Below are 22,851 nucleotides of genomic sequence, written 5' to 3'. Positions count from 1 at the left end.
TACCTGTTCATCTGAAGTGCAGCTTGTTGCTCTATCTCCAATCATTTCAGCTTGCGAATTACTACCCATCTGCGCTCCCGAGATTCATCTACAACCCTCGCTCAGCGAAGCCTCTGAGTGTCATTGTGAGACTCTTAAGCTTTGGACCGATACCAGGCAACTGTCTTTGCTATGGATTCCTCCAAAGGGGTCGCCGTCATTCCGAATTGCGAGCTAAACTTGCTGCTGTCTACGATAAAGTCTTCCTCAAATTGATACAGCATCTCAATGCTCTCGCGAGCAGCTGGGATGAAGAGTCCGCCGATTCTGAGCATCATTCTGCCCATAGGCTTTATGCTGCTGGAGACACCAACCACCCTGCCGACAAGGTCAGCGAACTGACGTGTAGTAACCGCCGGTGCATTAGGAACATGCCACACTTTACCTAATGCCTCTTCATGTGACCCAAGCGTAACTAAGGCCCGCCCAAAATCCTCAATAAAAGTATATGTATGTTTCTTATCCGGATCACCGAATACGCTGGAGGGTTTACCCTTTAGAATGGGCATGAAGAACCTTTCCCCTACAGATGAATTCACTACCCGGGGTCCGAAGAAGTCCGATCCCCTTCCAATCGCCACCTGAACTTTGCCTTCAAGGTGTGCCTGAAGAAGCTGCTCGGACATTTCACCTCTAACTCTTCCTTTCTTTGTACTAGCGGCAAATGGAAGATTCTCCGTCATCACCGTCTCCACAGGGCCATACATATAGAGATTCTCCGCCACAATCAGCTTGGCTCCTGAAGCCGCTGCTCCATTAACTATATGATCCTGTATCCTGCCAAATAGTGAATCCCACTTATGATACGCGGGTGAAGCACACTGATAGATCACTTTGGCTCCTTTCATCACCTGCCGGGTCTGCCCTTCATCCATCAAATTTGCCTGAATGACTTTCACAACTTCGAGCTGAGGCCCCTTCCCGCTTGAGTTCACCATGGTTACTGGTTCACCTCTTCTAAGTAGCTCCTCCATAACAGATAAGCCGAGTGGTCCTGTACCGAGCACAATGTTCATATCTTGTTCCTCCCTGAATCTTTTAATGAAATAAAAATAAACCCTATAGCAGCTATAGGGTCAATCTTTTTCTCACGGGAACTTGCAGCTCCACTATAAATTCTTCAGGCTTCATCATTTGGGACATATCCACAAGATACTGTTCTATCGCGGGTCCAGAAGCTTCATAGCCTCCCGCGTCCATCCAGGTCAACAGACGTTGATAAATTTGCTTACAGGAATCGGCATTGGGAATCCCGCAATAGAGCGCTGTGATGTAATTCCCCTCAGGAATTGTACGAAGATAATCCGCATACTGCTGGACATGCCCTTTCAGTTCCCCCTGCTCCAGACGGACTGGAATACATCTCTCGAGGTCGACATCGTCCCGGTCAAAAGTCAGCAGGTCTTCATGGTATATGGTCATGATGTACCCGTCAGCCTGAAGTCCAGCCTGCTCTATGAAATGATAGAGCTCAGTAAATCCAACCACCGAGGACTCCAGTCCACAGCCCGAACGCCCCCGCTGAGAAGCAACGGTGCGCTGCGGCATATATTTAAGTTCAACCAGGACATCCGTCTCGGGAATTCCAGACCCAAGCCCCTTCAGGAAATCAAGCTGGCCAATTCTCTGCTCAAGGGAGCCTGCGACCTGCCTAAGCGAAATCAGCTTCGATACGGTCTCTTCATGTTTCTGTATCATCATCGTGCGGATCTCGTCCAGACTTTTAGAGCCGATAAGCTGAGCGATCTCTTCCAGCGAGAATTGAAGCAGCTTCATATCCTGCACAATCTTGATATGCAGAAGATTGATATTGGAGTAGTATCGATACCCCGTCAAAGGATCGGTCTCTCCGGGCTTCACCAGGTTTATTTTGTCGTAAAATCTTAGTGTCTGTACTGAGAGGTTGCAAATCTTCGCCGCTTGGCCGATCGTATAGAGCTGATCTTTCGCCATATTGCACACCTTCCCCTATCTTAGCTGATCCAGACTATGGGTGGATTCGATATTCGAATCCGTTCTCTCAGGCTGATCTTTTCTCGCAAACCAGGCTTCAATTCGTCTCATAAGCAGTAACGAACAGGCAACGAAGATCACGATATAGATCAGTTCCAAAGGACGCTCCAAGTACTTGGTTACATCAGAACCTATCCAGGAGACCGCAAAGGTCATAATCCCTTTACCTACCAGAACAGCAAGCAGGAAGGAGCGGAGCTTCATGCCTGAAAGTGCTGCGGCGATATTGATAACTACGAAAGGTCCGACTGGAAAAAGACTCAACAGGAACACATAGCTAAAGCCATTATTCTGAATCCAATGTCTTGTCTTGGCCACTTTGGGCTTGCTCACAAGCCGCTCAAGCAAGGGATGTCCTCCGATTCTTCGAACAATCAGATAGGTAAGCATACAGCCGGCGACCATTCCCACCCAGGAATAAAGGAAGCCCAGCCACAGCCCATATACCGCCGCATTCACTCCAACAATCACCAGGGTGGGAAGCGGTGGAATAAATGATTTCAAAAAGGGCAGCAGCACACCCGGAAGAGGTCCGAGAGCGCGAAACTGCTCAATCCAGCTCTTTAGATTCTCTTCTGTCATGTATGACATGATTTCCGATAGTTGCATAGGACCTCCAAGCATTTTCCTTATAATTGAGTGCTATTAGCAAGCATACCTCATCGGCAACAGCCTTGTCATTGGAATAAGTTGATTTGACACAAGGTTGCCCAAACTGTAGACATATCTGGTATATTAATCTTATTAATTGTCAGTTGGTCAATAATATGAATAGGATTCTCTGTATCGGCTTCGTACCGAGCAGAGAGCTGGAATAACGGAGGAACAAGCTGTGCAGTTTATCGCTAACATGATCTCAGAAGTACGGAGTTGGTCACGCAATATCCAGTTATTTTTCCTGGCCAATATATTCTATCAGATCGGAACGGGCATCTTCTCCCTGCTGTACAATCTGTATATTCAAGGACTGGGTTACGGAGACACCATGAACGGCAGGGTAGTGAGCATCCAATCTTTGGCTACCGCCATCATGTTCATTCCCATTGGTCTAATTGGAGACCGTACCAGCCGCAAGCGTCTCCTCATTATCGGAGGACTGTTCAGCGGGGTCCTTTTCCTTGGTCGTTCCTTCCTCGGATCCGAGAACAGTCTGGTTATCCTTGCAGTGCTGACGGGGTTGTTTGCTTCTATCTTTCAAGTGCTGGCTATTCCCTATCTTGCCGAGAATATCGATAAGGCGCAGCGTCTCCGTATGTTCAGCTACTTCTCGTCGGTCGTTCTGGCTGCGCAAGTCTTCGGTAGTATGGGTGGAGGTGTTATTGCCGACCTGCTGCAGGAAGTTGGCGTCACCCGTCTAATGAGTCTGCGGGCTGTTCTTCTGACTGGAAGTATCACAACCCTAGTGGCCGTGATTCCCCTGCTGTTTCTTACTGAAGCCGCGAGTACACTACATAGGAACTTAAAGGTATCAGCCGACCCTAATACAACCGGAGCTGATGATCGGATGCCTCGGAGGGACAAAGAAAAAAACAAGGACAAGGAATCCTCCAGAGACTACAAATTTATCTCCCGTTTCGTCGTCGCCCAGCTCCTTGTGGGCTTAGGCTCGGGACTAGTTGTCCCCTATCTTAATCTATATTTCACCAATCGCTTCGCGGTGTCCCTCAGTGCCATGAGTGTTCTGATCTCTCTCGGACAGGTGATGACTATTGTCTCCATGCTAATTGGTCCTTCACTTGCAGCTCGGGTAGGCCCCGTGAAGGCTGTAGTAATCTTCCAGATCCTGTCCCTTCCATTCCTGCTGCTTACGGGCTTCACCCACTTCTTGATGGTTGCCTCAATCAGCTTTCTCTTCAGGCAGGCTCTTATGAATGCGGCCAACCCGATTCAGTCATCCATCATGATTGACAGAGTATCCGACCGCAGACGAGGGGTTGCCAATTCACTGATGCAGACCGCCTTTATGCTCGGCTGGGCAACCATGGGTCCGGTTCAATCGTACTTTGTGACCAGCTACGGTAACTACTGGGGCTATGCCATTACATTCAGCATCACCGGTGTATTATATATTGTCTCCTCGCTAATGTATTTCTTCATGTTCCGAGAGCGGCCGGCAAGAGCTGTGAAGACAGCGGGATAAAAAATAGTAACAAAAAGGGAGTCCCGAGGTCGTCTGACCTAAGGCTCCCTTTTATTTAATCTTGGCAACTACAGCTCGGGCTCTGGGCCCGGTAATTTCTCGTCCTGGAACTCTTTCCCGAGAATTGTATGCTTGTCTAAATCCACGTATACTTGAATATCATTTAAGGAACCAATCCCTGTATGCTTAAAGGTAATTGAGTACACTTCTTTTCCATTAAAGTGCTCGCCAATAAGTGCAGCCAGCTCTTCATGAACCCTCACTTTTGCTACAACTGAATCCTTTGGGCTCACTGGAATGCGGGCTTGCTCCTGGTCACTAAGACTGTTAAAAGCAGTCATTTCAAGGGGGATCTCACGGTTATTAGATGAATACCCGGTACACCCGCCAATCCATATGGCTGTCATCAGTACGACAACCGTCACAAATAAACCTCTTTTCAAGTTGCTCCCCCTAATCTTCACGTTATCTAAATAACGGGACCCGGGCGAAATAAGTTACGAATTCTTCATCAACCAAGTGAACGCGAGCGAATTCTTCCAGTCGCATTGACCAAGATGATACTTCCCACAATCATGACAAAGCCAATTATCAGATTTATCGTCAATGATTCTCCCATGAAGATCACACTGCAAATGATGGAGATAACCGGAATCAGAAAGGTGTACGAACCTACGGTACTGGCCTCTCCCGAACCCACCAGTTTGAAGAAGATCAACCAGCCTACGGCGATGACGAAAATGGCGATGAACAAAGTATCCAGCATGAATGATCCGTTCCACTGGATTGCAGACCAGCTTTCTGTACAGCTTCCCAGGACCAGCAGAACGATACCGCCGATCAGGATTTGCAAGGTTGCGATCCAAATAGAGTCTACCTTGCCGGTGATTTTTTTCATGTATACGGTACCGAGCGTCCAGCTGACAGCGCTGCCCAGAGCGAGCATAACGCCAACCGGAGAGAGGCTTCCGGTTAGACCTCCGCCGCCGATCACACCAACCCCAAGGAACCCAAGAATCAGACCTATAATCTTAAGTCCATACATCCTTTCTCCAAGCCATAACCAGGCACAAATCCCGAGCAGTACCGGCTGCAGAAACACGATGGCGGAGAACAATCCCGCCGGCAGATAACCGAGCCCGATCGTTTGAAGACCATAGTACAGAATAATATTGAAGAGGGCTGAGATGAAATAGAGAGGCCAGGTCTCCTTGAACCTCAGCTTCCTGTATCTGGGAATGGCAATAAGAAGCAATAGGATGCCCCCAATCAGCAGACGCAGCCCTGCGAACAGCAGAGGCGGTGAGTATAATAAAGCATGTTTGGACAAAGGCCAGTTGATTCCCCATACTAGAACCAAGAATATTAGGTACACCGCTGTCCGGGTACGAGATAGCATCGCAAATCAACTCTCCTTCATTTTTACTTCCTTCCATCAGCTTGGATATTATAACGCTCAGGCCCAGCCCTATGTCAATACATATATATCTTCTGTAAAAGTAAAATAACAGAATTACCAAAAAAAGAAACAGCAGCAGCCCTGGACGTGAAAACAAAGTCCCTGACTGTTGCTGTTTGTCGGATCAAAGGTGGTGTCCTTGATTTCCCTTACCTTCGTTTCCTTCCGGAATCAATTCATACAAGGCGCGAACATCACAACCGATGGAATCGGCGATGGATATGGCAATTTTAAGCGGCATCACTCTTTTGTTATCGATGAAGTCGTAAATTCGTTCCGGTCTGAATAGCAACTCTGCTGCCAGCCATTCCACGGATTGTCCGGTTTCTATCAATCGATCCTTCAGCAAGCAGCGTCCCAGTTCAAATTTCAAGAAGCGATGACCTCCCGCAATAACTCTGTTTAATCTTAAGCCTTATCCATTGCCAGAAAACCTATACCTAATAAAGGGAGCTATATCCGCTCTTGTGGCGGGACCCCATCATACTTTCCTTCTCGACCACAAGACAATGGGAATCAGAAGCAAAGACAAGAGTCCTCCAGCCAATGAGAGTGTTGAAAAGCTGGAATGGGCCACCACCATGCCGGATAACGCACCTCCCGATGCCCCGGCGAGAGCGATTAGGACATCCACCGTTCCTTGTGTTTTGGCACGTGTATCCGGGGTCGTAGCATCAACAATCGTTGCTGTTCCGCTAATAAGGCCGAAATTCCACCCTAACCCGAGCAGAGCCAGCGCTAGAATCATAAATACCATGGAGTCACCCGGTGCGAATGCTGCGACTAATCCGGCCAAGAGCAGCGTTACACCAGAGGCATAGGACATCGACTTCCGGCCATACTTATCGACAAGAATGCCCGTTAGCAGGGAAGGGAGAAACATGGAAGCAATATGAATTCCGATTACAATCCCAACCTCTCCAAGCCCATGACCGTGCTGCTTCATGTGAACCGGTGTCATGGTCATAATGCCTATCATCACAATCTGGGTTAACACCATGACTGACGCCCCAACGAAGATCCCGCGTCGATTCTCCAAGGCTGCCGGGGGATCAGATTGTAGTGAGCTACTCCGAATATCTTGAGGATGCTGCGCGTCTGCAATAGCTTTGGCGACGAGTAATGGATCTGGCCGTAGGAAGATGAGCAATACGAATCCAGCCAATAAATAGGCAGCAGATGCCAGCATGAAAGGACCGGATAACGCTGGTGCTCCGAGTGAAGTCGCAATCCGGCCTGTAAAATCTACAAGATTCGGTCCGGCAACCGCACCAAATGTCGTAAAGACCATCGCCGTACTAATTGATTTGGCCCGCTGTGTTGGAAGTGCCAGATCGGTACCGGCATATCTGGCCAGCAAGTTGGTAGCCGTCCCTGCTCCATAGACCAGCAGCGATACGAAGAGTAGTGCGATACTATTGAAGACAGCTGCAAAGACAACACCTGCGGAACCCAATCCGCCTGCTAGGAAGCCCGCAGCAAGTCCCACACGGCGCCCGGACTGTTGAGACAGACGGCCGACGATCAGGGCGGCGGCAGCGGAACCTAACGTAAACAGTGCGGTAGGAACACCAGCATAACTATCTGTTCCTAGCATATCGTGTGCCAGCAGCGCACCCACCGTGATCCCCGCAGCCAATCCCGCTCCGCCAAAAATCTGCGAAGCAATGACGATGATCATCGTTCTTTTGTACAGCTGACGCTGTTTCTCCGGTGAATCCACAAAGGATTTTATTAATTCTGCTCTTTGATCTGTTGTTTCTTTAACGAGTGACGTATCGTTCGACATGGTCTCCCCCCTGCTCTGAGTGTTGTCAGTTGCTATGACTATTGTTCCTTTCATTTCATGCTATCTTACATGTGACTTATGTATTCAGGTACCCCAGCATAATTTGCCCTATCATAACACCCACAGATCATCCAAACAATATCAAAAATATACAGCAAATCCTACTTGATGACAGACGATCCGTAAACATGAGTAAGCTGTATATCCCTATCCGAGTTGTCGGCTAATTAAATTTGGCTTACACTAAATAGACCAGCATCCAACCGATCTAAGGAGATTATTATATGAAACCCTATTACAATTTGGACATTCCCGTCATTAGGCGTGTCCTGATCATGACCGCAGTACCTGCCGAGCAAGAGGCTGTGCAGCGCGGGCTGCTTACCGGCCCGGGCGAGGCGGCGGTCGATGTTCGGCTGGCCGGAGTCGGCTCTGCCGCCGCCGCGGCGAGCACCGCCAGGATTCTCGCCACAGCAGCGGACGGCTACGACCTGGTCATCAGCGCCGGAATCGGCGGCGGCTTCCCGGGCCTTGCCGAGATCGGCACGGTTGTCGTGGCGAGCGCCATTACCGCAGCCGACCTGGGCGCTGAGACCCAGGAGGGCTTCAGCAGTGTGGACGAGCTCGGCTTCGGCTCGTCCAGCATTGCGGTCCAAGCGGAGCTGGCTGCCCGCTTGACCGGCGCCCTTCAGGTTGCGGGAGTCCCCGTCCAATCGGGACCGATTGTCACGGTAACGACCGCAACTGGAACTGCGGCCACGGCCGAGGCGATCGCCGGCCGTGTTCCCGGGGCTTGTGCCGAAGCCATGGAGGGCTTCGGCGTGGCCACTGCGGCGGAGCAAGCCGGCCTGCCGGTTCTTGAGATTCGCGGAATCTCAAATCCGGTTGGCCCGCGCGACCGGTCCGCCTGGCGGATCGGCGATGCTCTTGCTGCGCTCGAGGCCGCTTTCACTCAACTTCAGGAGGAACTCAAATGAAAATTGCTTTCTCTCCGTGTCCAAATGACACGTTTGTCTTTCACGCTCTAGTGCACGGACTTATTCCGGGTGCGCCGGAATTCGACGTCACTTACGCCGATATTGATATTACGAATAACTGGGCTATTGACCGTACCGGCCCAGAGATTCTCAAAATTTCTTACGCCGCTCTCCCGTGGGTGCTGGAAGACTATGCGCTTCTTCCCTGCGGGGGCGCCCTGGGCCGGGGATGCGGTCCGTTAGTCCTTACCCAAGGTGGAACCGCGGACAAGCCGGATCCGGCAGCACTTAGCGGTCGCCGCGTTGCCGTTCCAAGCGAACGCTCCACTGCTTATCTCTTGTTCCGGCTGTGGGCAGCAAGAAATGTACCGGGCGGCGTGGGCGAGATTGTTGTCATGCCTTTTGACAAGATCATGCCTGCGGTCCGGGACGGACAGATCGATGCTGGACTTGTTATCCATGAAGCTCGCTTTACCTATCCAAATTACGGATTAGCGATGATGACCGACCTTGGCAGCTGGTGGGAAGAGACCACAGGGCTTCCTATTCCGCTCGGCGCCATTATCGCCCGCAGATCCTTGAATCTGAAGCAAATCGCTGAATGGATTCAGAACTCTGTGCGCTATGCCTGGGACCATCCTGAAGCCTCTCGCAGCTATATTGCGAGTCATGCCCAGGAGATGGCGCCTGAGGTGACAGAGGCCCATATTGATCTCTATGTGAACGAGTTCACCGCAGAGCTCGGTGAAGAGGGTTATAATGCCGTCAGTGCCCTGCTGAATCTGGCTGCGGACGAAGGCTTGGTTCCACGAATCGACCCTTCACGGCTGATCTGGAAGCCGGAGTGAATAGGTAGGCTCCCCGACAACAACGAAAAGAAGCAATTAGTCCATTACGCATGGCTAATTGCTTCTATTTTTGCTGCCCTTCTAACTTCTACTTCGATCATCTAGACACTACCGTTGAAGGCCGGGGAACGAAGAGGAAGTGTCCCTCGTTCACCTAAGCTCGGAACTCCTGTTCCTTGATAATAGGACTTCATGTTGCTCTACTGACTAAGTATAGCCTTCCTAAGTATCCACACAGGTATCCCGCTCTTTGTATACACAGTAAGGTACAGCCTGACTAGCTCTAACACAGCAGGTATCGCCTTTCCAGCAAGTTCAGCCCTCAAGACGGCAGGCACAGCCTTTCTATGTCTACGCGGTAGGCACAGCCAGCCTACTCGCTTAGAATGCCGAGCGATACTCCAGGTGGAAGCACCGAGATGACGTGCCTGGCTACCTCCGAGTCCGCTTGATGAAGCGTTCCTCCGAGGATGGCTGCAATGCCTTGATCCGTTGATGTTCGAATCAGCCGCCCCAATCCTTGTCTGAGCCGCAGCTTCATATAAGGGAGATCAACCTCCATGAATGGGTTCTCAGCAGACTGATGCTTTGCCATGAATACCGGGTCAAGCGGCGGGAAGGGCAGCGACCATATGATCACATTGGATAACGATGGTCCAGGCACATCAAGCCCCTCCCACAAGCTTATCGCACATAGGACACTCTGCTCTTCGGATTGAAACCTTGCGATCAGATGACTGATCTCCTGGTCTCCTTCATAATAGAACTGGAACTCAGCCAGCTCCCTACTTATCTTGGATTGCTGCTTGAACTGTTGAAGGTCCTCCATCGTCCGGAATAAGATTAGAGCTCTACCCTCGGTCTGCTTAAGCAGCTGGATGGCAAGTTTCATCTTCTCATCGAATGAACCTTCTTCTCTCCAAGCAGGAGCATAGATCTTCATTTTATTCGAATAGTCGTAAGGTGAAGCCGCTGAGAACGAGAGATAATCCTGGGTTCCCAGGCTATCCGCCACATAATCGAATGAACCATCCACGGAAAGGGTGGCTGAAGAGAACACGATCGGGATTCTCAGATTGAACACGCGGTCCCTAAGAACTTCTTTCACCGTCTTCGGCATAATCGAAAGAGTCAGGCCTTCCTTATGCAGGGTTGTCCAGCAGATCGGAGTCTCCTCACGCTGGAACAGACTTAATGCCTTCTGAATCATTTCCAGATGTTCTTCCACAATTCGCAGCTGGTAGTCATTTAGCGTATAGAGCTCTCCCTCAAACACAAGCTCTTCCTCAATCTGGTCAAGCACGCTGCGGAATCCCGCTATTTCACGCAGAAGTCGGCCCGACAAATCTACCTTCATTCGGTCAGAACCAACCACTTCGGAACTGCTGCTCTCCAGTACATGGAACATGATCTCGCTTTGCTGGATGGCCTGGTCAATAAGTACGGCCAAGCTTTCCCGGATCTCACCCTGCAGAAGCCGCAGGATAATCTCCTCGAACACCGAATGTTTCAAATTATAGCTAAGTGCCTTCTGGGCAGCTGTTTCGAGCAAATGCCCTTCGTCGAACACAACCGCACAGTGGTCCGGGAGCAGTGGAAGCTGCCCCTCCTGCTTGCGCCCCTCATAGGTCCAGACGTGCTCCATGTAATAATCATGTGAACATATGATCAGATCTGAAGAAGCCCTGTAGTGGTCACGTGAGAGGGTCTGTCCGCAGCGATGTCTGCGGTCACATACGAAGCAGTCCTGGAATGAATCCCAGCTGATCTTGTGCCACTGTTCATCATTCAGATCAGGGTAGTCCTTCCGGTCACCGTAGGCATGGAACGACTGCATAGTCTCCGGGGTTCGCACGAACTTTGGCAGCCCTTCATAAATTTCATCATAGTGTGTACCTTCCATCTCCCTTGCTCTTGCCTCATCCAGCTTAATCAGACAGACATACTGATCCGGCGATTTGCCTAGACGAGCATCAATCGCAAAATTCAGGTGCTTGATCAGCTTCGTAATATCGCCTTCGGGCTTAACGAGCTGTTCAATTAGCGATTCGTCGGCACACGCAATAATGGCGGGCTTCCGCATATAACGGGCATAGGCCGCAGCGTATAGGAGATAGACCAGAGTCTTGCCGGTACCCACCCCCGCTTCTGCAAAAATGGTCTTTTTCTCCGCAAAGGCTCTCTCCAGCTGATAAGCCATATATATCTGCTCATCCCGCACCTCAAAGCCAGCCTCCGGCAATATATCGTAGAACACATCCGCAATCCATTCACCCAGCTGGGGAATGAAGGGCTGTGAAGAATTAAATTCAAAAGGATAACGATCCACTATCTCTGCCTCCAACGTCAAAATCTGTAATACCGTGCGATTCATAAAGGACAAAGCTTAATTATCACATGCTTGCCTCCAAAAAACAATGATTCGGGTGCCAGATATGTCTATTCACAAAAAAAGATGTACCCCGGAAGCTGCCGAGCGTACATCTTCTTGCTTTATTTCTTGCTCTTTTTCTTGCTTTCTTCTTACACGCTTACTCTCTTCATGCACTTCTCTAGCTCTCTTCTTGCCATTCTCGTGCCATTCCTTGGCCCTTACACTAAGGCTCTTATCAAGCTGAGCCCAACACCAACCAGGAAACCGCAGATCGCCCCGTTAATCCGGATCCACTGAAGATCCCTGCCGACTTTGCCCTCGATGAATGTGACCAATTCTGCATTGCTAAGCTTATTCAGGTTCTCTCTGACCAAGGCTCCAATCTTGGAGTAGTGCTTCTCAATCAGCTGCATGGCCTGCTGCTGAATCCACTGTTCACCCTGCTCTAGCCGCTCTGGGCTCTCTTCCAGCCTTTTCAGCATAGTTCCAAGGAAAGGGGTTAACCATTGCTCATAGAACTCGTCGCTCCCTAAGAACAGCTGAAGCCGATCCATCAGAGATCGGATATAACCCTCGATCTTCTTCTCCAGATCGAACTTATCCAGCAGATTGTCCTTCCAGCTTCTTATTTCCTCAAGCAGCTCTGGACGCTCCAGCGCATGGTTTACCTCGACATGCAGGATCGCAAGGAGCTTCAACCGGTTCAAATTATCCGGGTTCCTGAAATTCTCAACCTGCTTCAAGATGAATCCCTGAATGAGATCTCCCATCTTATCTTCATTAAGATACCCGAGAAACGCATTTACAGCGAACTGCATCAAGCCGCCCAGCTTGATCTGCTGGATTTGTTCAATGCCGACTTTACCCAGCATATCCCGAGTCTCAGGCTGTCTTGCCCAGGCATCTGCACGGTCCAAAGCCAGGTCAAGCACCTTCTCGTCATACCCGCGTGTAACGATCTCGTCCCATACCCGGTTCAGGATTGCTTTCTCATCAAGATGGTCTACTACCTGCTGAATTTCGCGCATTACGATCCCAGTTAACTGACTAACCGGGATATTCTGGATAACGGACAGAAGCACGGATGAGATTGCTCGGTTATAAGAACCCGCTTTTACTCCCGCCTTGATCTTATTAAGGGCAAGCTCAGCAATTCGAATGCTTCTGATCTTCTCGCCAATGCTCTCCTTACGCAGTAATTCTGTCTCTATCATCGCAATCACGGCTTCCGTCAGCTTCTCCCGGTTCTTCGGCAGCAGTGCCGTGTGCGGTACTGGTATACCCATAGGATGCCTGAACAAGGCGGTGACGGCGAACCAGTCGGCAAGACCTCCAACAAGGCCAGCTTCGAATCCACCCTGCAGCAGCCTTAAGCCGAGGGCTCCCTCGTGAAAGGGAAGCGTTGCAGCGAACCCAACTCCCATCACGCCCAGAGAAATCCCTGCTATATAGTTTTGTTTCGGTTTAGTTGTTTTTAGCGCCATTATTCTACCTCGCTTGATCTTCTGCCGTATAAATCTACTTATCAATAGACATCATAGCACAAATTTCTCAGGTAAAAAAAAGACTGTCTCTTATTACCCAAGAGACAGCCTTCTGAAATGAAAGATTCATCGAAATCCTTATATTTGATAAAAATAATTCCTGATTGAACCGTTCTCCAAGTTAAGAGCTAAGTGCTCCGACTTCGCCGGGCGCAAGGTCAAACCGTTTGCGATAGCCGCATTTGCGGCACAGTTCTTCCTTTACCTCACGTTTCGAGAATCCCTCATACAGGTTATTCGCTCGCTCACCTTCAATAATCTCGGAGAATGGCTTCTGATGAATATTCCCCAGATTGATAACACCTTCACCATCCAGGCAGCAGGGAATGACTGTGCCATCTACCAATACCCCGGCTTGATTGCGAAGCCCATGACAGAACCCCGGACTGTGATCCTCTTCTTCCTTCAGGTCGGGCCACTTGAATTCATAATCCTGATTCAAGTAGATCCGGTCTGCAATCTTGACCCCGCTGCCTGGTGTGACCTTCTCCATGATTTTGAAATCCAGATTGAATTCGCGTTCAATGTACTCTAATGTCTCCCGGTTGCGATTCTTCTGCAGGTTGGTGAGATTATCTTCACTAAGATTCCACAGCCGCAAAGACACTATCAGATTGGACTGTGCCACGGCTTCCTTCACGAAACCCAGGACACTTGAGATATAACCGTCCCGGTCGGTAGAGCCCTCATGGCCGTCAAAGCTGTGCAGAGAGAAATTCATCTGCCGGAGTGCCGGCTTGTTCAACAGCTTGTCTCTGTTCTTGTTAATCAGGGTGCCGTTAGTTGTAATGTTGACTTTGAAGCCTTTCTCGTGCGCCATATCCAGCATTTCGCCAATCTTGGGATGGAGCAGCGGTTCGCCTTTGACATGAAAGTAAATATAGTCGGTATGCGGCTTTATCTGATCCAGGGTCTTCTGGAAATCCTCTAGCTTAATAAAATTCGCCTGCCTCTTCGTAGGCGGACAGAACGAGCATGCCAAATTACAAATACTTGTAGTTTCAATATAGAACTTTTTGAATTTTTTCATCGGGTAGAAGCTCCAATTCTCTGCAGGTTATCTAAATGATAGAATGCTTATTTCATCTATGCAGAAAATAGTAGCGTAGTTAGCTTATCTTAGCAAGCAGTAATCCTGCGTTAAATCAAGCACGGACACCCTCAAGCTTCCTCTGTCTGCGCTCCAGGTACCTTTGATAGTACCATATGAATATCGCCAGCACGCTTGTGCTTAGCAAATAACCTCCCAGCACATCACTCGGGTAATGTACGCCCAGGTAGATCCGGCTTATTCCAATCATGAGGATTAGAATAAGACTCGCCGTAAGGATCAGTATGCGCCCGATCAAGGCAGGTGCATGCTTCCAGAGCAGAAAGGCAAGACCTCCATACAAGGCTATCGTTGCCATAGCATGGCCGCTCGGGAAGCTAAATCCATTCGCTTCAGCAATCCGGTGCAGAGTGGGTCTGTCCCGCTTAAAGATCCGCTTGATCACGGAATTTAGCAGCGAGGATGTGATGGCAAGTGCAGCCAGGAAGATCAGCTCACTGCGGTGCCTGAGAACAAAATATAGAATGACAATCGATGCAAGTGTGATGACTGCAACGGGTATGCCTGATCCAATCCAGGTAAAAGCTTTCATGATAGTCGTAAGTCCCGGCGACTCCAGTCCCTGAACGGATGCAATAACGGTCTCATCGAATCTGTGAATTTGGTGATCACTGATCCAATAAGCAATGTAGACAAATCCTAGAACACAAATCAAACTCAGGGCAAAAGCTTTTGTAAACCACTTTTGTCCATTCATATTATCCCTACTTTCATCTAATGAAGAACCTCAAGTAGTTATTTATCCTCCTGCTCAATTAATTCTGAGACGGTGACCATCGTATAGCCCTGCTCTTTGAGCCACTTAATTTCTTCCGGTAGAGCCTGAATCGTATTATGAACCTTCTTCCCGCCAAAACTGTGCTGCAGCACAATACTTCCCGGTCGTACCTCGCTCTTAAGGTTGTCAATAATCATCGAAGGAGAAGTCATCTTCCAGTCTCTTGTATCCACAGACCAGTTGACCAACATCAGATGATGCTGTGTGAGTACGTCCTTAACCTGCTCAGAAGCGTTGCCGTAGGGAGATCGGAACAATACCGGCGTGTAACCCGTCAGCTCTTTGATTTTGGCATTGTTATTCTCAATCTCCGCAGAGATCTCCGGAACTTCCATTTTGTTCAGATTAGGATGATTCACCGTGTGATTTCCGATCTCGTGACCTTCACTGTGGATACGCCGAACTACGTTCGGATCCTTATCGATCTGTCGTCCTACGAGAAAGAAAGTTGCCTTGACCTGATTTGCCTTCAGTATGTCCAGAATCTGAGGAGTATATCGGTTATCCGGTCCGTCATCGAACGTGAGCGCCACCATCTTCTTCTTCGTCTTAACTTCATAGATTTCACGAAAAGAGTATTTAACCTCCTTCACAGGGACTGCCTTTTTCTGCGCATTCTTCTTGATCACTTGTGTCTGCTGCTCCTTGCTCACAGCTTCCCTATGGAGTACAGCAATATGATTGATTATGGAGAGAAGAATAATAAGGCTGCCGATAATAAGAATATAATGGTATCTCTTCAGTGTCATTCTAATCAGATCTCCTATCTCTTAATTAATACAGAATCCGACAGACTAAAGGACGCAGTCAAATAAAACACCCTGCCGAGCCAAAAAGAGCCGACAGGGTGCCCTGCAATTCAACCAGCAATATATTCCATTATATCTTATATATCGACGCATAATTAAACAAAAAGGTAACAATTCCGCGAAGTGTGAATTAGGTTACAGCCAATAGTCTATATCTTGTTAATAATATTCTTGATGAATAGGACAGCCGGGTCTTGTATGGCAGTAAAAAGGCCTCATCCCAAGCTGTTCGAGATAAGGCCAGAACTTTATTTATTTCTTTTCGACGGCATGTCCGCCAAATTCATTACGCAGGGCTGCAACTACTTTACCAGTGAACGTATCATTGTCCATTGAACGGTAGCGCATTAGAAGCGACATGGCGATAACCGGGGTTGCAGTCTGCAGATCCATAGCTTCCTCAACGGTCCATTTACCTTCACCGGAGGAATGCATAACTCCTTTAATCCCGTCGAGCTTGCTATCTTTGGAGAAAGCATTCTCAGTAAGTTCCATCAGCCAGGAACGAATAACCGAACCATTGTTCCATACCTTGGCTACTTTCTCATAATCGAAATCGAAGGAGCTCTTCTCAAGCACTTCAAAGCCTTCACCGATCGCGGCCATCATGCCGTACTCGATTCCATTATGAACCATCTTGAGGTAGTGACCGCTTCCTGATGGGCCAGCATACAAGTATCCATTATCAACTGAAGTATCGCGGAACACGGGTTCAACCACGCTCCATGCTTCAGGATCTCCACCAATCATGTAACAAGCGCCGTTACGTGCGCCTTCCATACCGCCGGAAGTTCCCGCATCCATGTAATAAATGCCGGCTTCTTTCAACTCATCTGCACGGCGAATCGATTCTTTGTAATGGGAGTTACCTGCCTCAATTACAATATCACCCTGGCTAAGTAATGGCTTGATTTGTCCCAGAACTGTGTCTACCACGCCATGGGGAACCATAATCCAGAGTACACGCGGTGCGCTTAGCGATTGTACCATATCCTGCAGGCTCGAGAAGCCATCTGCACCATACTCTTTCATTTCAGTAACGGCTGCGTCATTCAGGTCGAATGCGGCCACCTCATGCTTATGATCGATCAAATTTTTACCCAGATTAAGACCCATTTTACCTAGACCAATAAGTCCGATTTTCATACTAGTTAGTCCTCCTGATTATTAAATTATCTATTACCACCACTGGTTTCCATCTTCAGCCAACAATTGGTGAGCTGCCTCTGGGCCGTTAGTCCCAGCTGGATAGAGATGCAGTGGAATGATATCTTCTTTGAACGCTTCAAGCACAGGCTGTATCCATTTCCAGGACAATTCAACTTCGTCCCAATGTGCGAAGAAGGTTGAATCGCCAAGCATAGCGTCATGAATCAAATTCTCATAAGCTTCCGGTGCATTTTTGGAATTGGACGAGAAATGCATGTGAATCGGCTCAAGCTTACCGTCGCTTCCTGCACTCTTCGTATTCAGCTGAAGCGTAATACTCTCCATCGGATTGATCTCAATGGTTAGTAGATTAGGTGCTGCTTCCTCTTCAGCGTCTGAAGACATTTTCAGAGGCTCCTTAAACTCAACGACAATTCGCGTAGATTTCTCATGTGTTCTTTTACCTGTGCGAATATAGAATGGAACCTCACTCCAGAATGGAGTATCAATCCAGACTTTGGCGGCAACATAGGTATCATTACGGGAACCAGCCTCAATCCCGTTCTCATCCAGATATCCTGGAACAGGTGATTGATTCAGCTCTCCCGCACTATACTGCCCACGAATCACATGGTTAATGACCTCATCTTTGGCAATGGGCCGCAGAGACGCTACGATATCCCGCTTCTTCATGCGTACCTCTTCTGGAGTACTGCGTTTAGGCAGGTGCATAGTCACCATCATCAGAATTTGCAGCATATGGTTCTGGAACATATCACGGATCGTACCTGCCGTATCGAAATATCCAGCCCGATCCTCTACTCCCACAAGCTCATTCGCAGTAATCTGAACATTCGCAATATATCGGTTAGTCCATAGGGCCTGGAGTACTGGGTTCGCAAAACCTAGAACCTCCAGATTCTGTACCATCGGCTTGCCAAGATAGTGGTCAATTCGGTAGATCTCTTCCTCAGCAAAAGATTGCTCCAAGCTCTCATGCAGGGCACGTGCAGACTCCAGATCATGACCAAATGGCTTCTCGATAATGAGCCGTCTCCAACCTTTAACCGTACCAAGTCCACTTTGATTTATATTTTGTGCAATGGTCCCAAAGTATTCAGGGGCTACGGAAAGATAAAACATCCGATTTTCGGGAATTTTCAATTCATTTTCACGTTCCTGCACAGCAGATAACAGTGTACTGTAATCTTCAACGTTATTAACGTTAAGGGCACTGTAGCGGAATGAACTCAAAAAAGACTCCAACCGGTCTCCGATACCTAGCCGTCTGGAGAACTTGTGGAGCGAGTCTCTTACACTGGCCTGAAAGTCCTCATTAGAGATTTCTCTTCTACCTAGTCCAAATACAGAGAATCCTTCTGGCAGCTTGTTATCAATATACAGATTGTATAACGCAGGATAAATCTTTCTTTTTGCTAAATCTCCAGTGGCTCCAAACAATACAAATGTCATAGCATCCACGACTATCCCTCCAGAAATTTCTCTCTATGAACTATAAAAAGTATATAAGGTTACTATCTGTTAGCATCCAAAACTCAACTTAGCTAGTTTACACCTGTAGAATTTAAACGTCAATAACTATGTCAGGTCTGTATGATGAAGAATTCATGAGAAAACAGAAGCTTTCCATATCACAAAAACCCTCCTAGCCTACAGCCAGAAGGGTTTAAGAGTTACATTGAGACTATCAAAATGAATAAATCATTTTTTTAGTGATTCATCATCATGGCCGAGTTCGATTGATCCGTACCCTCAGCCGGGGCCTCTAATTGAGGTTTAGGTCTGCGTAAAATAATACCCAAAACAGCTCCTGCAGCAGCTATGCAGGCTGCCACAAGGAAAGTATCCCCATAAGCAGCAACTGAAGCCTTAGTCAAATCTTTTACTTCAGGCATATACTCTGTAATTCTTGAAGTCAAATAACCAGTTAACCCGGCTACCGCAAAGGATACCATTACCTGCTGTGCAGCAGTTGTAAGGGGAGTAACCCTGCTAACCAGCTTTCTTGGCGCAGACTGAAGCACGTGCGTATTGATCGCCATCATGGAGAGTCCCATACCTGCCCCCATCATGATGAGCGCTGTAATAATGAACCAGGATTCCGTATCAACCGCAATGTTAGACAGCATGAATAAGGCTCCGGTGATGACGGACAGACCTACGAGTACCAGAGGCCTTGCTCCGATTTTGTCGAATAGTCTTCCTCCAATCGGCATAAATAAGCCTGAGGCCAAGGCCTGAGGAAGAACAGTAAGGCCGCTCTCTAGCGGGGTATACTGTCTGACCTGCTGCAGATAAAGCGGCATTAACAGAATGGCACCAAAGAGAGCGATTTGGGAGATCCAGGCAATGAAGATCCCTCTTGTAAAATCACTGGATTGAAATACACGCAGTTCTAGAAGTGGCTGCTTTTGGAACAGCTCTACAATGATAAATAACAACAAGGCCACGCCACCAACAATCAGGCCGGTCAATGTTTCTGTGGAAGACCAGCTCTTACCACCTTCACTCACCCCATAAGCGAGCATGGCAAATGCAATCGGTGCGAGGATAATCCCTAGAATATCCAGTGAAGGAACCTCTTTGCGCTCGAATCTTGGAAGAAATCTAATACCTACGATCATCGCAAGTATCCCCACGGGTAGATTAATCAGGAATATCCAGTGCCACGAGACATACTCAACCAGATAACCTGACAATACTGGACCCAGTGCCGGTGCAAGCAGCATCGGAACACCGAGTACACCCATGATTGAGCCCATTTTCTCTGGAGGAGCCAGCCTGAAGACCATAGCCATACCAATGGGAGCAACCATACCGCCTCCAAGACCTTGGATAACACGGTAAAGAATGAGCTGTTCTGGAGTAGTTGCCAGCGAACAAAGCACGGATCCGAGTGTGAACAGAGCAATGGTAATTAAGAAGATCTGCTTGGCCCCAAAACGGTCGGTCATCCAACCGGCGAGGGGAATTACGGCCGATAAGGCCAGCGTATAACCGGTTACTGTCCACTGAATGATAGGCACTGTAGTGTGGAAATCAGTTACCAGTTTAGGCAGAGCCACATTCACAACGGTACTGTCCAGAATAACCATGAACATCCCGATAATAACAGCCATAAGCGGTGCGATCAGCTGCCTGATCGTAACCGGCTTGTGCGCTGCTGTATTCGTCGAACTCATTTACAGACCTCCGTCTCCTAAAGTTTCTCTTTTTCTATTTGAGCGATCTATTGTTCCTGATGTGTGAATATGTAATTATGATAATAGACGATATGTTCATTAACGCTCACTTTGTTATTGTAGATAGTCGTAAATTGATTTGCAATAATCAGATTTTTGCGAACTGGTTATTAATGAACAGCGAAGCCCCTCTGTGTCGATTATATATGGAGGAATGGAGTTGAAATTATGGAAGAAATCGTAGACCGCAGGATCTTAAGAACCAAGCAAATGCTTCGTGAAGCACTAATGGAGCTAATTGAGCAAAATGGTTATGAAGGCATTAGTGTCACGCAATTAACGGAGAAGGCTGGTCTCAACAGAGGTACATTTTATTTGCATTACCGGGATCTGCAGGATTTACTGGATAAATGTTCGGATTATATGTTGGAAGGCTGGTTGAGCATAATGAGAGATTTCAATCCACTCGAGGCTCAGAATAGCAAGTATTTAAATGTACCGAATCCTCAGATTGTGAAAATCTATGAATATTTCAAACAAAACTCATGGTTTTTCAAAGTAATCTTAGGGCCCAAAGGAGATCCCGCCTTCCCCTTGCGCATGAAGCGAGCTATGCATGATCATTTGGAAGGCAATCGGGTCAAGTTCGAGCTTGATGATAACGACTTCCTCGTTCCATCCGATTACATCAATGAATATGTCCTGTCGGTAAATATGGGGATTCTTCAACATTGGTTCGAGACGAATATGACCAAAACCCCTGAAGAGGTTGCCATTATCTCAACCAGGCTGGCTCAGCTGGGCCCGCTTGGGTCCTCAGGTATGAAAAAGCTGCGGAGAGCAAATAAGCCATGAAGTCATCAAAAAGATGACTCCATGGCTTATTTATAGTTATTCAGTCAAGAATTCCTATGGGATTTGCTTCCACTCCACAATGAATTCACCTTCGAAATCTTCACCTTCAAAACGGCTGTGTTCTTCAAGTGCATTTCCACATTGACAGGAAATCTGATCAGCTCCATAATTGTCTGTTCCAAATTCGATGACTTCATTACGATGACTGCGGCGACCTGGAACGATCGAATGCTCCTGTCCGCATTTCAAACAGCGGATCATAAAACCTGTCTCCATAAGGTACACCTTCCCTGTCTAAGTAATTTTACTCCAGGAAATCTTTAAGCCGCTTGCTTCTGCTCGGATGTCTAAGCTTGCGCAGCGCCTTTGCTTCAATCTGTCTGATCCGCTCACGGGTTACCCCGAACTCCTTGCCTACTTCCTCAAGCGTACGTGTCCGTCCATCATCAATACCAAAGCGTAGACGAAGCACATTCTCTTCACGTTCGGTCAAAGTATCAAGAACTTCTTCAAGCTGTTCCTTGAGCAGTTCATAGGCAGCAGCATCAGCTGGAGCCATAGCGTCGTGATCTTCAATAAAGTCGCCTAGATTGGAGTCATTCTCTTCACCAATCGGAGTCTCCAGAGAGACTGGTTCCTGAGCGGCTTTCATAATTTCACGGACCTTCTCAACACTGAGTTCCATTTCCTTCGCAATCTCTTCAGGTGAAGGCTCGCGTCCCAGGTCTTGAAGAAGCTGTCTTGAGATCCGGATTAACTTGTTAATGGTCTCTACCATGTGAACAGGAATACGAATTGTTCTTGCCTGGTCGGCAATCGCACGTGTAATCGCCTGGCGAATCCACCAAGTTGCATAAGTACTGAATTTGAAGCCTTTATTATAGTCAAATTTCTCAACTGCCTTGATCAATCCCATATTCCCTTCCTGGATCAGGTCAAGGAACAGCATTCCACGTCCAACATAACGCCGGGCGATACTGACAACCAGCCGCAAATTTGCTTCAGCCAATCTGCGTTTGGCTGCTTCATCCCCTTGTTCAATACGCTTGGCGAGTTCGACTTCCTCTGTCGCTGAGAGAAGCGGTACGCGCCCAATTTCTTTGAGATACATCCGCACAGGGTCATCAATCTTGATTCCCGGTGGCAAAGACAGATCATCTTCAAAGGTCATCTCATCGCTCTTCGAGTCATCAGGACTAAATCCGTTGTTCTCTTCAACGTCATTGTCGAGATCAATCCCATTCTCGGCTAACTGTTCAAGAAACTCGTCAATTTGATCCTGATCCTGATCGAACGGAGCGAGCTTGCTTAGAATTTCTTTATAGTTTAGCGAGGAATCCTTTTTGCCTTGGGCAAGTAATTGATCCTTCACCTGCTCAAGTGTAAGATCTGTATCTAGTTCAGTATGCTGTCCGTTCTCCATCATCCCGCTCCCTTCAACCAAAACAACTTATAGATATTTCAATTCAGCAAAGCTACAATAGTAAGACGAAAGTTGAAGCTTTAGCTGTCTTAGTCACCTAATTTTACGGGCTTCTTGTTTGACAAATCGGAAAATTTATGGTAATATAAAATTACATATTTTCCAAATGTATTTGCCATGACATATCTTTAATTGTACCAAATGACTTGCTTTTTTTCAACTCTATTATTTGTAAATTCCCGACCTTCAGGTCGATTTTTTTATTTTATGCCTTTCCCTCTAATTGTGCAACACCAAAAGAGCCGTAGCTTCGGCTCTTTTTCTCATTTATACAGTATTC

General features: G+C 47.9%; 21 protein-coding genes. 4 read left to right on the top strand and 17 right to left on the bottom strand.

Translation table 11 applies throughout. The features are described from left to right. Nucleotides 1-134: 134 nt before the first annotated feature. Genes EJP77_RS00200 through EJP77_RS00190 form a run of 3 tightly spaced genes read right to left on the bottom strand, consistent with a single transcriptional unit; the run spans nucleotide 135 to nucleotide 2,661 of the window. Nucleotides 135-1,055: an NAD-dependent epimerase/dehydratase family protein gene (locus EJP77_RS00200; RefSeq protein WP_127197190.1), complete on the bottom strand. Its 921-nt coding sequence runs from the start codon at nucleotides 1,053-1,055 to the stop codon at nucleotides 135-137. 52 nt (nucleotides 1,056-1,107) lie between these two features. Continuing rightward, nucleotides 1,108-1,992 (bottom strand): MerR family transcriptional regulator, encoded by an 885-nt coding sequence (locus EJP77_RS00195; RefSeq protein WP_127197189.1) that lies wholly within the window; start codon nucleotides 1,990-1,992, stop codon nucleotides 1,108-1,110. Between the two features lie 15 nt (nucleotides 1,993-2,007). Further along, nucleotides 2,008-2,661 carry a TVP38/TMEM64 family protein gene (locus tag EJP77_RS00190; protein WP_127197188.1) on the bottom strand — a complete coding sequence of 218 codons (654 nt, stop codon included), beginning with the start codon at nucleotides 2,659-2,661 and terminating at the stop codon, nucleotides 2,008-2,010. Nucleotides 2,662-2,884: 223 nt separating this feature from the next. Between EJP77_RS00190 and EJP77_RS00185 the strand changes: the two genes are divergently transcribed. Then, nucleotides 2,885-4,192 (top strand): MFS transporter, encoded by a 1,308-nt coding sequence (locus EJP77_RS00185; RefSeq protein ID WP_246021574.1) that lies wholly within the window; start codon nucleotides 2,885-2,887, stop codon nucleotides 4,190-4,192. Nucleotides 4,193-4,260: 68 nt separating this feature from the next. On the opposite strand, the gene EJP77_RS00180 is transcribed toward EJP77_RS00185, so the two are convergent. From EJP77_RS00180 to EJP77_RS00165, 4 genes are all read right to left on the bottom strand, one after another. Next, complete coding sequence (locus EJP77_RS00180; protein WP_127197187.1) at nucleotides 4,261-4,635, bottom strand: hypothetical protein; 375 nt, start codon at nucleotides 4,633-4,635, stop codon at nucleotides 4,261-4,263. Nucleotides 4,636-4,703: 68 nt separating this feature from the next. After that, nucleotides 4,704-5,591: a DMT family transporter gene (locus EJP77_RS00175; RefSeq protein WP_127197186.1), complete on the bottom strand. Its 888-nt coding sequence runs from the start codon at nucleotides 5,589-5,591 to the stop codon at nucleotides 4,704-4,706. Nucleotides 5,592-5,775: 184 nt separating this feature from the next. Further along, nucleotides 5,776-6,024, bottom strand: a complete 249-nt coding sequence (locus EJP77_RS00170) for an XRE family transcriptional regulator (protein WP_127197185.1) — start codon at nucleotides 6,022-6,024, stop codon at nucleotides 5,776-5,778. A gap of 108 nt (nucleotides 6,025-6,132) precedes the next feature. Beyond that, on the bottom strand, nucleotides 6,133-7,440 hold the full coding sequence (locus EJP77_RS00165) for an MFS transporter (RefSeq protein WP_127197184.1): 1,308 nt from the start codon (nucleotides 7,438-7,440) through the stop codon (nucleotides 6,133-6,135). A gap of 284 nt (nucleotides 7,441-7,724) precedes the next feature. Between EJP77_RS00165 and EJP77_RS00160 the strand changes: the two genes are divergently transcribed. Both EJP77_RS00160 and EJP77_RS00155 read left to right on the top strand, forming a co-directional pair. Next, nucleotides 7,725-8,417 (top strand): futalosine hydrolase, encoded by a 693-nt coding sequence (locus EJP77_RS00160; protein WP_127197183.1) that lies wholly within the window; start codon nucleotides 7,725-7,727, stop codon nucleotides 8,415-8,417. Continuing rightward, nucleotides 8,414-9,265, top strand: coding sequence for a 1,4-dihydroxy-6-naphtoate synthase (locus EJP77_RS00155; RefSeq protein WP_127197182.1), 852 nt, complete (start codon nucleotides 8,414-8,416; stop codon nucleotides 9,263-9,265). The genes EJP77_RS00160 and EJP77_RS00155 overlap by 4 nt, the downstream gene beginning before the upstream one ends. Nucleotides 9,266-9,638: 373 nt before the next feature. On the opposite strand, the gene EJP77_RS00150 is transcribed toward EJP77_RS00155, so the two are convergent. The 8 genes from EJP77_RS00150 to EJP77_RS00115 form a co-directional block, all read right to left on the bottom strand. Beyond that, nucleotides 9,639-11,594, bottom strand: a complete 1,956-nt coding sequence (locus tag EJP77_RS00150; RefSeq protein ID WP_127197181.1) for an ATP-dependent DNA helicase — start codon at nucleotides 11,592-11,594, stop codon at nucleotides 9,639-9,641. A gap of 263 nt (nucleotides 11,595-11,857) precedes the next feature. Next, on the bottom strand, nucleotides 11,858-13,123 hold the full coding sequence (locus EJP77_RS00145; protein WP_127197180.1) for a DUF445 domain-containing protein: 1,266 nt from the start codon (nucleotides 13,121-13,123) through the stop codon (nucleotides 11,858-11,860). 181 nt (nucleotides 13,124-13,304) lie between these two features. Next, nucleotides 13,305-14,213 (bottom strand): radical SAM/SPASM domain-containing protein, encoded by a 909-nt coding sequence (locus tag EJP77_RS00140; protein ID WP_127197179.1) that lies wholly within the window; start codon nucleotides 14,211-14,213, stop codon nucleotides 13,305-13,307. A gap of 115 nt (nucleotides 14,214-14,328) precedes the next feature. Next, nucleotides 14,329-14,991 (bottom strand): phosphatase PAP2 family protein, encoded by a 663-nt coding sequence (locus EJP77_RS00135; RefSeq protein ID WP_127197178.1) that lies wholly within the window; start codon nucleotides 14,989-14,991, stop codon nucleotides 14,329-14,331. A 38-nt stretch (nucleotides 14,992-15,029) separates the two neighbouring features. Next, the gene (locus tag EJP77_RS00130) at nucleotides 15,030-15,821 is read right to left on the bottom strand and encodes a polysaccharide deacetylase family protein (protein WP_127197177.1); all 792 of its coding nucleotides are present in this window, start codon (nucleotides 15,819-15,821) and stop codon (nucleotides 15,030-15,032) included. Between the two features lie 312 nt (nucleotides 15,822-16,133). Beyond that, nucleotides 16,134-17,027 (bottom strand): phosphogluconate dehydrogenase (NAD(+)-dependent, decarboxylating), encoded by an 894-nt coding sequence (gene gnd, locus EJP77_RS00125; RefSeq protein ID WP_127197176.1) that lies wholly within the window; start codon nucleotides 17,025-17,027, stop codon nucleotides 16,134-16,136. 33 nt (nucleotides 17,028-17,060) lie between these two features. Then, nucleotides 17,061-18,512: a glucose-6-phosphate dehydrogenase gene (gene zwf / locus EJP77_RS00120; RefSeq protein WP_127197175.1), complete on the bottom strand. Its 1,452-nt coding sequence runs from the start codon at nucleotides 18,510-18,512 to the stop codon at nucleotides 17,061-17,063. A 248-nt stretch (nucleotides 18,513-18,760) separates the two neighbouring features. Next, entirely contained in the window at nucleotides 18,761-20,233 is a 1,473-nt protein-coding gene (locus tag EJP77_RS00115) for a DHA2 family efflux MFS transporter permease subunit (protein WP_127197174.1), read from the bottom strand. Nucleotides 20,234-20,461: 228 nt separating this feature from the next. On the opposite strand from EJP77_RS00115, the gene EJP77_RS00110 reads away from it, so the two are divergent. After that, entirely contained in the window at nucleotides 20,462-21,088 is a 627-nt protein-coding gene (locus EJP77_RS00110) for a TetR/AcrR family transcriptional regulator (RefSeq protein WP_127197173.1), read from the top strand. Nucleotides 21,089-21,142: 54 nt separating this feature from the next. Here the strand turns inward: EJP77_RS00110 and EJP77_RS00105 are convergent, their stop codons facing one another. Both EJP77_RS00105 and rpoD read right to left on the bottom strand, forming a co-directional pair. Further along, nucleotides 21,143-21,364, bottom strand: coding sequence for a hypothetical protein (locus EJP77_RS00105; protein WP_127197172.1), 222 nt, complete (start codon nucleotides 21,362-21,364; stop codon nucleotides 21,143-21,145). 28 nt (nucleotides 21,365-21,392) lie between these two features. Further along, nucleotides 21,393-22,511 (bottom strand): RNA polymerase sigma factor RpoD, encoded by a 1,119-nt coding sequence (rpoD, locus tag EJP77_RS00100; protein WP_127198227.1) that lies wholly within the window; start codon nucleotides 22,509-22,511, stop codon nucleotides 21,393-21,395. Between the last annotated feature and the right edge of the window lie 340 nt (nucleotides 22,512-22,851).

This window comes from Paenibacillus zeisoli (assembly GCF_003994465.1).
Classification (GTDB): Bacteria; Bacillota; Bacilli; order Paenibacillales; family Paenibacillaceae; genus Fontibacillus; species Fontibacillus zeisoli.
This window is presented reverse-complemented; position numbering and strand designations above follow the sequence as displayed.

Coding starts and splice junctions, on each gene's coding strand:
- EJP77_RS00200 (WP_127197190.1), bottom strand. CDS start 1,055: ATGAACATTGTGCTCGGTACAGGACCACTCGGCTTATCTGTTATGGAG.
- EJP77_RS00195 (WP_127197189.1), bottom strand. CDS start 1,992: ATGGCGAAAGATCAGCTCTATACGATCGGCCAAGCGGCGAAGATTTGC.
- EJP77_RS00190 (WP_127197188.1), bottom strand. CDS start 2,661: ATGCAACTATCGGAAATCATGTCATACATGACAGAAGAGAATCTAAAG.
- EJP77_RS00175 (WP_127197186.1), bottom strand. CDS start 5,591: ATGCTATCTCGTACCCGGACAGCGGTGTACCTAATATTCTTGGTTCTA.
- EJP77_RS00165 (WP_127197184.1), bottom strand. CDS start 7,440: ATGTCGAACGATACGTCACTCGTTAAAGAAACAACAGATCAAAGAGCA.
- EJP77_RS00160 (WP_127197183.1), top strand. CDS start 7,725: ATGAAACCCTATTACAATTTGGACATTCCCGTCATTAGGCGTGTCCTG.
- EJP77_RS00155 (WP_127197182.1), top strand. CDS start 8,414: ATGAAAATTGCTTTCTCTCCGTGTCCAAATGACACGTTTGTCTTTCAC.
- EJP77_RS00145 (WP_127197180.1), bottom strand. CDS start 13,123: ATGGCGCTAAAAACAACTAAACCGAAACAAAACTATATAGCAGGGATT.
- EJP77_RS00140 (WP_127197179.1), bottom strand. CDS start 14,213: ATGAAAAAATTCAAAAAGTTCTATATTGAAACTACAAGTATTTGTAAT.
- EJP77_RS00135 (WP_127197178.1), bottom strand. CDS start 14,991: ATGAATGGACAAAAGTGGTTTACAAAAGCTTTTGCCCTGAGTTTGATT.
- EJP77_RS00130 (WP_127197177.1), bottom strand. CDS start 15,821: ATGACACTGAAGAGATACCATTATATTCTTATTATCGGCAGCCTTATT.
- gnd (WP_127197176.1), bottom strand. CDS start 17,027: ATGAAAATCGGACTTATTGGTCTAGGTAAAATGGGTCTTAATCTGGGT.
- EJP77_RS00115 (WP_127197174.1), bottom strand. CDS start 20,233: ATGAGTTCGACGAATACAGCAGCGCACAAGCCGGTTACGATCAGGCAG.
- EJP77_RS00110 (WP_127197173.1), top strand. CDS start 20,462: ATGGAAGAAATCGTAGACCGCAGGATCTTAAGAACCAAGCAAATGCTT.
- EJP77_RS00105 (WP_127197172.1), bottom strand. CDS start 21,364: ATGGAGACAGGTTTTATGATCCGCTGTTTGAAATGCGGACAGGAGCAT.
- rpoD (WP_127198227.1), bottom strand. CDS start 22,511: ATGGAGAACGGACAGCATACTGAACTAGATACAGATCTTACACTTGAG.